This window comes from Bacillus sp. 007/AIA-02/001, from assembly GCF_004634455.1.
GTDB lineage: Bacteria > Bacillota > Bacilli > Bacillales > Bacillaceae_G > Bacillus_A > Bacillus_A cereus.
In genome coordinates, this window is sequence record NZ_SEIY01000002.1 from 598,810 (window position 1) to 612,118 (window position 13,309).

Here is a 13,309-nt window from a genome sequence, read left to right on the forward strand (position 1 = left end):
AAAAGGTAGGTGTGATTCGCACCTACCTTTATTTTTTACCATCAAAATACTTATTTAATTTTCTTAAATGTAAGCGGCTGAGTACTTAATGTAGCTGGTACATGTAACTGAAGGGATGGGAATTCACCACTTACATTCATTTCATAAGCGAATAATAAGCTCATTTTCATTTGGAATAAGTCAACTTTTGTGGAGAAGATGTCGTAATGATGATGCCCTAATTGAATATCCATTTCCATAAATTGTACATATAACGAATCATCTCGTTTGTATACTTGTAATGTTCCGTATGCAGGATGTTCAAAAGTACCAGTATAATCCTCTAACTTGTGCGAAGGTGTAGTCCCTTTAATTTGTTCAGGGAGGGATTCAGTTGCTTCTTTCATCATTTCCTTCATTTTTTTAGTATCTTCTACAGCACGTTTATGCCAATCAATGGATTCTAATTCAAGTAGTTCGTCATAAATTTGATTAGCGAGATAAGTAGGAAGTAATGTTCCTCCAGCATTCGTTAAAATGACAAGGCCTATGTTTTCTGTTGGTATGAATGAAACAAGCGCTGAAAATCCATCGATATTACCGCCATGATGAATCACTTTTTTACCACGATAAGCGCTAATAAACCAACCAAGACCGTAACTATTTAATGGAGATTCAGGGAGTGATAAAACCGGTTGGTCTGGAATTGAATTGTGTGGTGTATACATTTGTTGTAATAATTCAGAGGAGATTAATTCATGATCTCCAAATTTTCCTTCATTTAAGTGGAGAAGTACCCAATTTGCCATATCTTCAATTGTGGAATTAATACACCCAGCAGCGCCAACTGTATCGATGTTACGGAATGGAACTGCTTTTATTTCACCGTCATTTTCAATGTAAGGTAAAGCGTAATCATCTGTAGTTTGTGAATCGTTAACAGAGAAGTTTGTATGTCTCATATTTAAAGGTTCTAAAATATGTTCTGTAGTGTATTGCTCCCACGTTTGATTTGTAATGTTTTCAACAATGTAGCTAATTGTTGCATACATTAAGTTGTTATATAGAAATGCAGTCCGGAACGGTGCATCAAGTGGTAAATGTTTTATTTTTTCAACGAGATCTTTTCGAGATAAGGAAGAACTGTACCAAAGAGCCTCATGACGACTCACTCCAGTTCGATGAGAAGCTAAATCCCGTCCTGTAACTTGTGAGCTAGCAAGTAGTTCAGATAAAGTAAAGTTAGGTATATAAGACGGGACAGGAGCATCCCAATTAAACTTTTTTTGCTGTGCTAACAAGCTTAATGAAAGTGTACCAAACGCTTTCGTTGAGGAACCGATTGCGAATCGAGTATTCGGTGTAACAGCCTCTTTTGTTTCTATATTACGATAGCCGAAACCTTCTGAAAGAATAACTTCACCGTCTTTTATAACAGCGACAGCAACACCAGGAACATTTAAATCCTTCATCATTTTTTCAACCGTGGTTTGTAAAGAAGTCATAACAGGTGTTTCAATTTTAGACATATTTCTAACCTCCAAATATAAATTTTGATCTACCGCACTATACTTTCGGTAATAGAAAATGAAAACCTTTTAAAATATGGAAAGTTAATAATTTTGTAAGAATTAGCGCAAGAAATTTTATTAATTAAGATTATTAAATTTACCATTTTTCATGTTATGATAAATTCCATATACGATTGAAAGAAGGTTTTCCTACATATGAAACATGCTGAAAATGAATACTTAAATTTATGCCGCCATGTAATGGAACATGGTACGAAGAAAGAAGATCGTACAGGGACAGGAACTGTATCTGTATTTGGATATCAAATGCGTTTTGATTTGAGCAAAGGATTTCCTTTATTAACGACAAAAAGAGTACCATTTCGCCTTGTAGCAAGTGAACTACTTTGGTTTATGAAAGGTGATACAAATATTCGCTATTTATTGCAGCATAATAATAACATTTGGAATGAATGGGCGTTTAAGAGCTGGGTAGAAAGTGATGAGTATACTGGTCCTGACATGACTGATTTTGGTCTTCGCTCACAACAAGATGAAGAATTTAAAGTACAGTACGATGAGCAAATGGAATTGTTTAAAAAGAACGTTTTAGAAGATGATGAGTTCTCAAATAAATATGGTTATTTAGGAGACGTTTACGGTAAACAATGGCGTGCTTGGAAAACGACAGCTGGTGAGACACTTGATCAATTAAAAGATGTAATTGAAATGATTAAAAAAACACCAGACTCACGTCGTTTAATCGTTTCTGCTTGGAATCCTGAAGACGTACCGAGTATGGCATTACCGCCTTGTCATACATTATTCCAATTTTATGTAGCGGACGGAAAACTTTCTTGTCAGCTATATCAAAGAAGTGGTGACATATTCCTTGGAATTCCATTTAACATCGCAAGTTATTCACTACTAACACATTTAATTGCACATGAATGTGGTCTTGAAGTAGGAGAATTTGTTCATACAATTGGAGATGCACACATTTATACAAATCATTTTGAACAAGTAGAAAAGCAGTTGGCACGTGAACCACGTCCATTCCCGAAACTTACATTAAATCCAGATGTGAAATCTGTGTTTGATTTTGAAATGGAAGATTTAACGATTGAAGGATACGATCCGCATCCAGCAATTAAAGCACCGGTTGCAGTATAATTGTAGAGGAGATGAAAAAATGATTGTTTCATTTATGGTCGCGATGGACGAAAATAGAGTAATTGGTAAAGATAATAATTTACCTTGGCGTTTACCGAGTGAATTACAATACGTGAAGAAAACAACGATGGGCCACCCGCTTATTATGGGAAGAAAGAACTATGAAGCGATTGGTAGACCACTGCCTGGAAGACGTAATATTATTGTAACTCGTAATGAAGGGTATCATGTTGAAGGCTGTGAAGTTGTTCATTCTGTAGAAGAAGTATTTGAACTATGTAAAAATGAAGAAGAGATTTTTATTTTTGGCGGAGCGCAAATTTACGATCTCTTTTTACCTTATGTAGACAAGTTATATATAACAAAAATCCATTATGCATTTGAAGGAGATACATTCTTCCCAGAAATGGATATGACAAATTGGAAAGAGATTTTTGTAGAAAAAGGTTTAACGGATGAAAAAAACCCGTATACGTATTATTACCATGTATATGAGAAGCAACAATAATAAAAAAGATTGATGTGAGAATTCACATCAATCTTTTTATTTGTATTCACCAATATAAGTTTATAGATGAGATTCGATAGTGCTATAATGATAGGTAGCATGTAAAAATGCTAAAATTTTCAAAAGTACTAATATAGAAAGAGGAGGAGAATCGATTGAGAAAGATATGGGGGATTCTTTTTCTTTGCTTAACATTCATGTTAGTTGGATGTGGTAAAGAAGAAAAACCACAAGAAGCGTTTGATACATATGTAAAAGCGTGGAATAAACAAAAATTTGCAGATATGTATGATCAACTATCAAAAAATGCAAAAAAAGATATTTCAAAGAAAGAGTTTACTGAGAAATATGAAAAAATTTATTCTGGTATCGAAGTGAAAGACTTAAAGGTAGAAACAGGGGAAGTAAAAGAAGATAAAAAAGATGAAGGTCCTGTTCCTTTTAAAGTAAGCATGGATACAGTTGGTGGTAAAATCACATTTGGTCATGAAGCAAAAATGGTGAAAGAAAAAGATGGAGATAAAGAATCTTGGAAAATAGATTGGACTCCTGATTTTATTTTCCCTGGCATGACGAAAGATAGTAAAGTGCGTATGCAGACAACACAGCCAAAACGTGGTGAAATATACGATCGTAATGGAAAAGGTCTTGCAACGAATGGGAAAGCTTCTGAAATCGGATTGATTCCTGAAAAGTTAGGCGATACTGCTCCGCAAACGAAAGAAACAGTAGCGAAGTTATTAAATATGTCTGTAGAAGAAATTGATCAAAAATTAGCTGCTAAATGGGTAAAACCAGGGTATCTCGTACCAATTGGAATTTTGCCTGAAGGGGCAACACAAAATACGTACATTGATTTACCAGGTGTTTCAACAAAACCTGTAAATGTTCGTACATATCCGTTAGGGGAAGCGGCAGCTCATCTGACTGGTTATATTGGAAAGGTAAATGCTGAAGATTTAAAAACGCTACAAAAGAAAGGCTATCAAGCTGATGACCCAGTTGGTAAAGCTGGCTTAGAGCAAGTATTAGAGGAAAAGCTACGCGGTAAAAAAGGTGGCCGTGTCTTTGTAGAAGATGCGCAAGGAAAAGAAATTAAAAATTTAGCAAAAACAGATGCTGTTGATGGAGAAAATGTAACTTTAACTATTGATAGTGTTGTTCAAGAAAAAACGTATAATGAAATGAAGGGCGAAGCTGGTTCAAGTGCAGCAATTAATCCGAAAAGTGGAGAAACAATTGCACTAGTAAGTAGTCCAGCATATGATCCTAATATAATTGCACGAGGGACATCGAAGGCACAACGCGAAGCTTGGAATAATGATCCGAAAAAACCAATGACAAATCGCTTTACACAATTGTCGGTACCAGGTTCTGTATTTAAACCTATTACAGCTGCAATTGGTCTTGAAACGAAAACGATTGATCCAAAAGAAGAGTTGAAAATTGAAGGATTAAAATGGACAAAAGATTCTTCTTGGGGTAATTACTATGTAACGCGTGTGAAAGATGCAAATCCGATTGATTTTGATAAGGCGATGAAATACTCGGATAATATTTACTTCGCACAAGAAGCTTTAAAAATCGGAAAAGACAAGTTTATGAGTGAAGCAAAAAAATTCGGATTCGATGAGAAACTACCAATTGAATATGGATTCCCTGCTTCTAAAATTGCAAATGACGGCATTAAAAATGATATTCAAATGGCAGATACAGGATATGGACAAGGACAAGTATTAATGACTCCTCTTCATTTAGCTTTAACGTATGCGCCAATTGTAAATGATGGAGCGATTCCGTCACCGTATATTATTAAAACAGATAAACAACCAAAAGCTTGGAAAGAAAATGTAATTTCTAAAGGAAATCAGGATATATTAAAAACTGCAATGACGAAAGTAATTAATGATCCAGATGGTACAGGGAAAATTGCTAAAATTGATGGCATGACTCTTGCTGGAAAAACAGGTACAGCGGAATTAAAAGTATCAAAAGAGGCCGAAGGAAAAGAACTAGGTTGGTTCGCTGCATTTGATTTAAATTCACCAGATATGGTCATTACAATGATGATTGAAGATGTAAAAGGTAGAGGCGGAAGTAATATTCCAGCTGAAAAAGTAAAACATGTATTTCAAAAATAATATGTAATAGAAGGCTATCTCTATAAGTTGTAGAGGTAGCCTTTTTATATGAAAGAGTTCTGAATATCTGTATACTAAATTTTAAGGAAACAAAGTAAATCATTAACTTACGAAAAAAAAGTAGCTATTTTTTATTGACATTGATTAAAACTTTTTGTATTATACTTACATAAGGTAAGTTGTTAACTTTTAAAAAATAAATCTTGAATTAAAGATAAAGAGAAAAAAGGGAGAGAATACAATGACAAAAGTACTATTTATTACAGCAAATCCAAATTCAGCAGAAGGTTCTTTCGGAATGGCAGTAGGGGAAGCTTTCATCGAAGCTTATAAAAATGAACATCCACAAGACGAAGTTGTAACAATTGATTTATTCAATACTACAGTACCAGCAATTGATGCAGATGTATTTGCTGCTTGGGGTAAATTTGCAGCAGGTGAAGGCTTTGAAGCTTTAACTGAAGTTCAACAACAAAAAGTAGCAGCAATGAACACAAACTTAGAAACATTTATGAATGCAGATCGTTATGTATTCGTAACTCCAATGTGGAACTTTAGCTATCCACCAGTAGTAAAAGCATACTTAGATAACGTAGCAATCGCAGGTAAAACATTCAAATATACTGAAAATGGTCCAGTCGGCTTATTAGAAGGTAAAAAAGCACTTCACATTCAGGCAACAGGTGGCGTATATTCTGAAGGAGCATACGCAGCTGTAGACTTCGGTCGCAATCACTTAAAGACTGTATTAGGATTTATCGGTGTAAATGATACTGAATATATCGCAGTTGAAGGTATGAATGCAAACCCTGAAAAAGCACAAGAAATTAAAGAAGCAGCAATTGCTAATGCTCGTGAATTAGCAAAACGTTTCTAATATAGAATGCTTAAAAAGTCCAAACACTTGCTGTTTGGACTTTTTTTCTTCTTTTTCCTTCGTTTGTCTAGTATAATGAAGGTCGGAATGATAATAGGTGGGGGTTCTGTATGATTCAAACGTTTTTTAAAATCTTTTATTTAATTTTAATCGTAATTGCGATTACACCGAGAATGTGGCGTCTTAAAAGACAAGTAAATACGATGGCGCCAAAAGAAAAAGATAATGCTGTGTATAAAACGACAAATTGGTTTGGTAAGAAAATGGTACGTGTAGCTGGAGGGGCAGTAGAAGTGAAAGGACTTGAAAATGTTCCGAAAGACAAGCCAGTACTAGTTGTAAGTAATCACCAAAGTAATATGGATATCCCTGTTTTACTAGGTTACTTAAATAAACCAATTGGATTCGTTTCAAAAGCAGAGATTAAAAAGTTCCCAGTTGTACCAACTTGGATGGAACTTATGAATTGTGTATTTATGGATCGTAGCGATCGTCGTCAATCTCTTCAAGCGATTAAAGATGGAATTGAACTATTAAAGAATGGACATTCTATCGTAATTTTCCCTGAAGGAACGAGAAGTAAGGGTGGCGAAGTTGGAGAGTTTAAGGCTGGTAGTTTTCATCTGGCAGTAAAGTCAGGTGTAGCAATTTTACCTGTAACGTTAGATGGTACATATAAGATGTTTGAAGCGAATGGAAATCGTATGAAGTCAGCTCATGCAACAGTAACAATTTCTAAGCCGATTACACCTGAAGATTATGCGAATATGGATATTAAAGAATTAACGAAGCATACACAGGAAGTTATCGCATCACAATTACATAAGTAATAAAAAAGGATTCAGCTTATAGTAAGCTGAATCCTTTTTTATTATGCTGTAGGTAAGACATAAAAGAGTACACAGAAGAACATCATCGCACTACCACCTAAAACGAACAGGTGCCATATGGCATGGTTGAAAGGTAGCTTTTCCCAAAGGAAGAATATAGCTCCGACAGAATATAAAATTCCACCTGCTAAAAGTAGTGAAAAACCATGTCCAGTTAGATTTTCATAAAGTGGTTTAATGGCAACGATTATGAGCCAACCCATAATGATGTAACATAAAGTTGAAGCCTTTATAAAGCGACGTACAAAGAAAATTTTGAAGACGATACCTCCGATTGCTAGTGTCCATATTATAGCAAGCAACGTCCATCCTAATGGGCCACGAAGTGTAATAAGTAGAAAAGGAGTATACGTGCCAGCAATCAATAAGTAAATGGCTGAATGATCTAAAATAGTAAATATTTTTTCTACTTTAGGATGATGAATGCTATGTAGCAATGTTGAAAACAAGTACAGTAAGAACATGCTTACACCATAAACAGTAAATGCAACTACAGCTGATGCGGTACCGTGCTTAGAAGCATGAATAATCAATATGATTAAGGCAGGGATGCTTAAAATGGCACCGATACCATGTGTAATTGCATTTGCAATTTCTTCTTTTACAAATTGGGTCATTCGTGTCATTTTTTCAGTCATAATGCAAATCCTTTCTACTATCATAAAATAATATGTCATTTCCCTTACCATATCATACACAAGAGCAATAGAAAATGAAATTTGTATAATTGATTATATTTTTGAATTTTTTTGACAAAAGACAATGGATTTGTTGACGTTTTCAAACTTTTTTGACAAAATAAAATTATGTAATAGTAGGACAAGGAAACTACTAATAAAGGGGATGGGGAAATGTTTTCAAATATTGGCTTTCCAGGGTTAATTTTAATTTTAGTAGCAGTACTCATTTTATTTGGACCTAAAAAATTGCCGGAAATCGGGAAGGCTTTAGGGGAAACGTTAAAAGAGTTTAAAAAATCAACGAAAGAATTGACAGATGACGCATTTCAAGAAAAGGAAAAGAAAGAAAAAATGTAGTGTATTTTCCTTGTAATGGATAAATAAAGTGTGGTGAACGAGATGGAAGATCGGGAAATGAGCGTAGTAGAACATATTGTTGAGCTTCGAAAAAGAGTAATATATACGGTGTTATCCTTTGTACTATTTTTAATTATTGGATTTACTTTTACAAAGGATATTTATTTTTGGCTTGTAAAAGATTTACCAATGAAATTAACTGTTCTCGGTCCAAGTGATGTATTGTGGATTTTTTTCTCGATTGCTACAGTATTTGCTATCGTTTGTACAATTCCTTTTGCTGCTATACAAATTTGGTTATTTGTAAAACCGGGTTTACATCCAAATGAACAAAAGATGACAATAATGTATATACCGGTATTGTCTATATTATTTCTCGCAGGTTTATGTTTTGGATATTTCATTGTAATGCCGTTTCTATTTCACTTTTTAACTACGATAGGTAATGAAATGTTTAATACGATGTTTACGACAGAAAAGTATTTTCATTTTGTACTTAATTTAACAGTTCCATTTGCTGTGATTTTTGAATTGCCAGTCGTTGTAATGTTTTTAACTAGTATTGGAATACTTACGGCGGAATTTTTAATGAAAATAAGAAGGTATGCTTACGTAGCATTAATTATCATTGCATCTTGTATATCACCGCCAGACTTTTTATCTCATAGTTTAGTTGCAGTGCCGCTTATTTGTATTTATGAAGTAAGTATTGCGTTATCAAAGGTTGTTAGTAAGAGGAAAAAGAAAAGAGAAGAAATGCAGTCGAAAAGTGCCTCGTTATAAAGGCACTTTTTTATTTATTTGTTATACTATAGCTATAAACGTATACAATATATAGAAGAAAAAAATTATAGAATCTCCAAAATTTAGACAAACTTTGCGCTTTTATAAGCTTATACTAAATGTATTAAACAATTGATGGATAATGAGATTCCCGTCTCAGAGATATTTAGGACGGGAAGGTGAATTAGGTGGAGATGAATAGAGTATAAATCTTCTAGCCATAAGGACTACAGAAATCATATAAGTCTGATTTTACTCCACTTTAAACAACGTGTTACAGCGCAAAGTAGAGGAAGTTCAAAAATCCAATGAAAAAGAGGATTGATATTGTGATTACGAAAAGTTTTTATTTCACTCATTCAACAGGGGATTGCATTAAAATATTCGAAATCCCTGTCCTACAGGCACAGCATCCATTATCGTTTCTAATTCAGTCTCGTCTTCAATTATTTATTGCAAAAATTCAAAAACAAAAACACCCAAGATTTTCGTATTCTTTCCGTGAATATTTACAAAATTGTTTGAAGTGGAATGATTATTTAAATGTATATAAAACAAATACCCTTGAAAAAAATGCATGATACGAAGTACGGACAGGGTTAGTAAACTCTGTCTTTTTCATTTTAGATATGAAAATATAATTAATTTGATGAAATTTCGTTCCAAATTGTTGAAAGCAATGGGAATACTAGTATAATAACAAGGAGAGCGTATTGGAAAGGGAAGAAGTATAGTATGCAAAAAATTAAAATTGTAACAGATTCAACGGCAGATTTATCACAAGACGTAATCGAAAAGTATGACATTCATGTTTTACCATTATCAATCTCTGTAAATGGACAAACATATTTAGATCGCGTTGATTTACAACCTGACGAATTTATTGAAGAAATGATTAAATCAGAGGAATTACCAAAAACATCACAACCAGCTATGGGTACATTTGTAGAAATGTATGACAAGCTAGGGGAAGATGGAAGCGAAGTCCTTTCTATCCATATGACAAGTGGAATGAGCGGTACTGTAGCAACTGCAAATAGCGCTGCATCAATGACTGATACAAAAGTAACAGTTGTTGATTCTCAATTTATTACACATGCTTTAGCATATCAAGTAATTGAAGCTGCAAAAATGGCAAATGACGGACGCTCACTAGAAGAAATTTTAAAACGTGTAGATGAAGTAAGAAAGAATACTCGTTTATATGTAGTAGTGGATACATTAGAAAACTTAGTGAAGGGTGGACGTATCGGTAAAGGAAAAGCGTTTATCGGTTCGCTACTTAATATAAAGCCAATTGCTAGTCTTGAAGACGGTGTTTATAATCCTGTAACGAAAGTTCGTAGCCAAGGCCAAATTGTAAAAACATTAGCTAAGTTATTTGAGCAAGATACGGCTGGAAAAGTCGTAAAAGCTGTTGCAATTCCGCATGCGAAAGCAATTCCTTTAGCTGAAAGTATGAAAGCGGCGGTTGAAAAAGTGAGTGGATTTGCTCAATCAGAAATTTTCTATACAACGCCTATTATTAGTACTCATACAGGTCCGGGCGCAATCGGATTTATGTATTTAGCAGAGTAATAAAAAAGCTACTTGAAAATATATTTCAAGTAGCTTTTTTATGTAAATAGAAAGTAAGAAATAAGAAGAGCTACACAGGCACTACCGCTAATGATATAGCGAGTCTGTAAATATTCATTCATAGAAAACACCCTTTATCCCGCTATTTGCGGACAGTAAAACTCTCTACCTCAAATTTAGCTGGAGCAAAGAGGTTAGGTAGCGGGCTGCCCGTAAAAGCTTGATTGGTGAAGGCAAATAATCAGTGGGGATGAAGAAATCCCACTAATTAAAGTTTCACTATAGGATTTTCTATATTATATGTTGGATATAGAAAATCAGTCATTAGGTTACACATGTAAAGTTTCAATTTTTTCGTTTATTTGCTTATCATTTGTTGCGTTACTATAAATAAAAGTTTGACCTAAAAAGAGTACATGCAGTTGTTCCCACGGTAACATGCGCAAATTCCAATTATTTCGAAGTCTAGTTATTGCTTCACGAGGTGTTTCATCGGCGAGTGCAAAAGCTCCGTAATGCATTGGTATAAAATGTGTAGCGTTTAAATCTAAATAAGCTTGCACGGCCTCTTCAGGTGAAACATGAGATACTTTCATAAACCATTCTGGTTCATAAGCGCCAATGGGCATAAGAGCAATATCAATTAAAAAGCGTTCACCAATTTCTTTGAAACCTAGGAAATAGCCACTGTCGCCACAAAAATATATGGTTTCCATAGTCGTTTCATTATCAATAATCCATCCGCCCCAGTGAGACGTATTCATATCAAATAAGAATCTTCTCGTCCAGTGCTGAGCAGGTACGAAGTGAAAAGAAACTTCGTTAATTATCGTACTTTCCCACCATTTATACTCTTCTACATGTTTAAATTTCTTACGAGTAAATAATTTTTTTAATCCAATAGGTACAAGATATAGAACATCATCATTCAACTGACGAAGAGTTGAAAAATCTAAATGATCATAATGACCATGTGAAATAAGGACAATATCAATTTTAGGTAGTGCTTCTATAGAGAGTCCAGGTTCTGTAAGTCTTGGAACTAGCTTTAATTTATTAGCCCATACTGGATCTGTTAATATATTAAGTCCATTCGTTTGGATAAGAAAAGTGGAATGCCCAATCCATGTGATAGTCGTTTTTTCAACATTACTTTGCAAAAATGCACTTTGTTTAACGGGTGATTGTTCTACTAAGAAAGAAAAATCTTTTTTGTTTTGCTTTCGTTCTTTACGCCAGCGTAAAAAAGAGCGAATTGATTTTTTTGTACTAACATTATCCATATTTTCATAGCGCTTTGCCATGAACATCACCTCATTTAAAATCGTTGTATTTGTATTGTACCGAAATGTTGTTAAGGAATACAGTGTAAAACATGGATTAATGTTTAAGGAATTGTTAAAAAATAGGGAGAGGTATTTACAAAAGTAACAATAAAATTAGTTTTATCACTTTTATTTAGAGAAATAATAGTAAAAAAATATATTTTGTCTAGTAATTCGCTTGAAATAAAGAAGTAACATACGTAAATTCGTACGATTTCGTGAACAAATGTAGTAAACAATTTTCTCGTAGTGTTAACTTTTGTTATTATAAACATAACCTATTTAAATTTAGGATAGAGAAAAGAGGTTTATAAATGAAGCGTTATCAAAAAATAATTGGTCTTATGGTTGTATTTTGTCTCTTTGTACTTGCTGGATGTAGTGAATCAGGTTCAAAGCTTCGTAAACCATTAAATTGGGATTTAGAAACCTTCCAATTTACAAATCAAGATGGAAAGCAATTTGGTACAAAAGATTTAAAAGGGAAAGTTTGGGTTGCAGATTTTATGTTCACAAATTGTCAGACAGTTTGTCCACCAATGACTGCAAATATGGCCAAGCTTCAAAAGATGGCAAAAGAAGAGAAATTAGACGTTCAGTTTGTTTCATTTAGTGTAGATCCAGACCTTGATAAGCCAGAAAATCTGAAAGCTTTTATTCAAAAGTTTACAGAGGATACTAGTAACTGGAATTTATTAACGGGGTATTCGTTAGAAGATATTACAAAGTTTTCAAAAGATAATTTCCAATCACTTGTAGATAAGCCGGAGAACGGTCAGGTCATGCATGGGACATCATTTTATTTAATTGATCAAAACGGAAAAGTAATGAAAAAGTATAGTGGCATTAGTAATACGCCATACGAAGACATTATACGTGATATGAAGCGATTAGTGGGTTAAAAATAAGGGTGCATAGCACCCTTATTTTTTTGCATTAGTCTATCGATAAAATGTCATGTTGCTGGGGAAGTTTCGGCGCCCGAATTTCTAATACGCCGTTTTGATAAGAAGCTTTTGCCGCTTTTTTATTAATTGAATACGGCAATTTAATCAATCTTGATGCTTCTGAAATGGAACGTTCTCGGCGATAATAGTTATGGGATGTTTGTTCTTCTTCCTCTTCAAGTATCTCTTCTTTTACAGAGACTTTTAAGTATTCACTTTGTATTTCAATTTGGATTTGTTCTTTTTGTATACCTGGTAGTTCAGCTGTAACAACGAGTTCTTCACCAACTTCATATAAATCTACAGGGAATGTTAATAAACGGTTTCCTTTTTGGAAAAAATGATTTAAATCAGCGATTACATTGCGAAGAGGTGTTTGCTCGAAGAAATCATCAATTTGCTTTAAGTAATTACGAACCGGTGGGCGAGAAGAATCTTTTTTTTCTTCACTCATGGTATTCCCTCCTAGAAATCAATTTGCAATATCATATGACAAAAGCGGAGAAAGGTGAGTGCCTAGTTTTCATGTTTTCATAAAAAATTGTTAAAAATGTGAAATG

14 protein-coding genes are annotated in these 13,309 nt (G+C 34.0%); 10 read left to right on the plus strand and 4 right to left on the minus strand.

The genetic code is table 11. From position 1 onward, the window contains the following. Positions 1-50: 50 nt before the first annotated feature. Entirely contained in the window at positions 51-1,508 is a 1,458-nt protein-coding gene (locus ES895_RS08505; RefSeq protein WP_000034348.1) for a serine hydrolase, read from the minus strand. 198 nt (positions 1,509-1,706) lie between these two features. Between ES895_RS08505 and ES895_RS08510 the strand changes: the two genes are divergently transcribed. The 5 genes from ES895_RS08510 (at position 1,707) to ES895_RS08530 (ending at position 7,019) form a co-directional block, all read left to right on the plus strand. After that, on the plus strand, positions 1,707-2,663 hold the full coding sequence (locus ES895_RS08510; protein ID WP_000679609.1) for a thymidylate synthase: 957 nt from the start codon (positions 1,707-1,709) through the stop codon (positions 2,661-2,663). Between the two features lie 19 nt (positions 2,664-2,682). Next, on the plus strand, positions 2,683-3,171 hold the full coding sequence (locus ES895_RS08515) for a dihydrofolate reductase (protein ID WP_000637207.1): 489 nt from the start codon (positions 2,683-2,685) through the stop codon (positions 3,169-3,171). Between the two features lie 155 nt (positions 3,172-3,326). Next, a complete protein-coding gene (pbpC, locus tag ES895_RS08520) occupies positions 3,327-5,312 on the plus strand; it encodes a penicillin-binding protein 3 (protein WP_001227246.1) in 1,986 nt (661 codons plus the stop codon). A 241-nt stretch (positions 5,313-5,553) separates the two neighbouring features. Continuing rightward, on the plus strand, positions 5,554-6,189 hold the full coding sequence (locus tag ES895_RS08525; protein ID WP_000170024.1) for an FMN-dependent NADH-azoreductase: 636 nt from the start codon (positions 5,554-5,556) through the stop codon (positions 6,187-6,189). A 110-nt stretch (positions 6,190-6,299) separates the two neighbouring features. After that, positions 6,300-7,019 carry a lysophospholipid acyltransferase family protein gene (locus ES895_RS08530; RefSeq protein ID WP_086411919.1) on the plus strand — a complete coding sequence of 240 codons (720 nt, stop codon included), beginning with the start codon at positions 6,300-6,302 and terminating at the stop codon, positions 7,017-7,019. A 41-nt stretch (positions 7,020-7,060) separates the two neighbouring features. Here the strand turns inward: ES895_RS08530 and trhA are convergent, their stop codons facing one another. Next, positions 7,061-7,717, minus strand: coding sequence for a PAQR family membrane homeostasis protein TrhA (gene trhA, locus ES895_RS08535; protein WP_000136889.1), 657 nt, complete (start codon positions 7,715-7,717; stop codon positions 7,061-7,063). Between the two features lie 213 nt (positions 7,718-7,930). Here trhA and ES895_RS08540 point away from each other — a divergent pair, with 213 nt between their 5' ends. The 4 genes from ES895_RS08540 to ES895_RS08555 all read left to right on the plus strand — a co-directional run bounded on the left by ES895_RS08540 (position 7,931) and on the right by ES895_RS08555 (position 10,477). Further along, positions 7,931-8,116: a twin-arginine translocase TatA/TatE family subunit gene (locus ES895_RS08540; protein ID WP_000492443.1), complete on the plus strand. Its 186-nt coding sequence runs from the start codon at positions 7,931-7,933 to the stop codon at positions 8,114-8,116. Positions 8,117-8,158: 42 nt separating this feature from the next. Next, positions 8,159-8,899, plus strand: a complete 741-nt coding sequence (gene tatC, locus ES895_RS08545; RefSeq protein WP_000390121.1) for a twin-arginine translocase subunit TatC — start codon at positions 8,159-8,161, stop codon at positions 8,897-8,899. Positions 8,900-9,228: 329 nt separating this feature from the next. Then, a complete protein-coding gene (locus tag ES895_RS08550) occupies positions 9,229-9,480 on the plus strand; it encodes a DUF2535 family protein (protein WP_000629012.1) in 252 nt (83 codons plus the stop codon). A gap of 154 nt (positions 9,481-9,634) precedes the next feature. Continuing rightward, complete coding sequence (locus tag ES895_RS08555; protein WP_001169470.1) at positions 9,635-10,477, plus strand: DegV family protein; 843 nt, start codon at positions 9,635-9,637, stop codon at positions 10,475-10,477. Between the two features lie 329 nt (positions 10,478-10,806). Here the strand turns inward: ES895_RS08555 and ES895_RS08560 are convergent, their stop codons facing one another. After that, entirely contained in the window at positions 10,807-11,781 is a 975-nt protein-coding gene (locus ES895_RS08560; protein ID WP_135238292.1) for an MBL fold metallo-hydrolase, read from the minus strand. 335 nt (positions 11,782-12,116) lie between these two features. On the opposite strand from ES895_RS08560, the gene ES895_RS08565 reads away from it, so the two are divergent. Then, on the plus strand, positions 12,117-12,704 hold the full coding sequence (locus ES895_RS08565; RefSeq protein WP_000833335.1) for an SCO family protein: 588 nt from the start codon (positions 12,117-12,119) through the stop codon (positions 12,702-12,704). Positions 12,705-12,738: 34 nt separating this feature from the next. Here the strand turns inward: ES895_RS08565 and ES895_RS08570 are convergent, their stop codons facing one another. Further along, positions 12,739-13,203 (minus strand): Hsp20/alpha crystallin family protein, encoded by a 465-nt coding sequence (locus tag ES895_RS08570; protein WP_001288085.1) that lies wholly within the window; start codon positions 13,201-13,203, stop codon positions 12,739-12,741. Between the last annotated feature and the right edge of the window lie 106 nt (positions 13,204-13,309).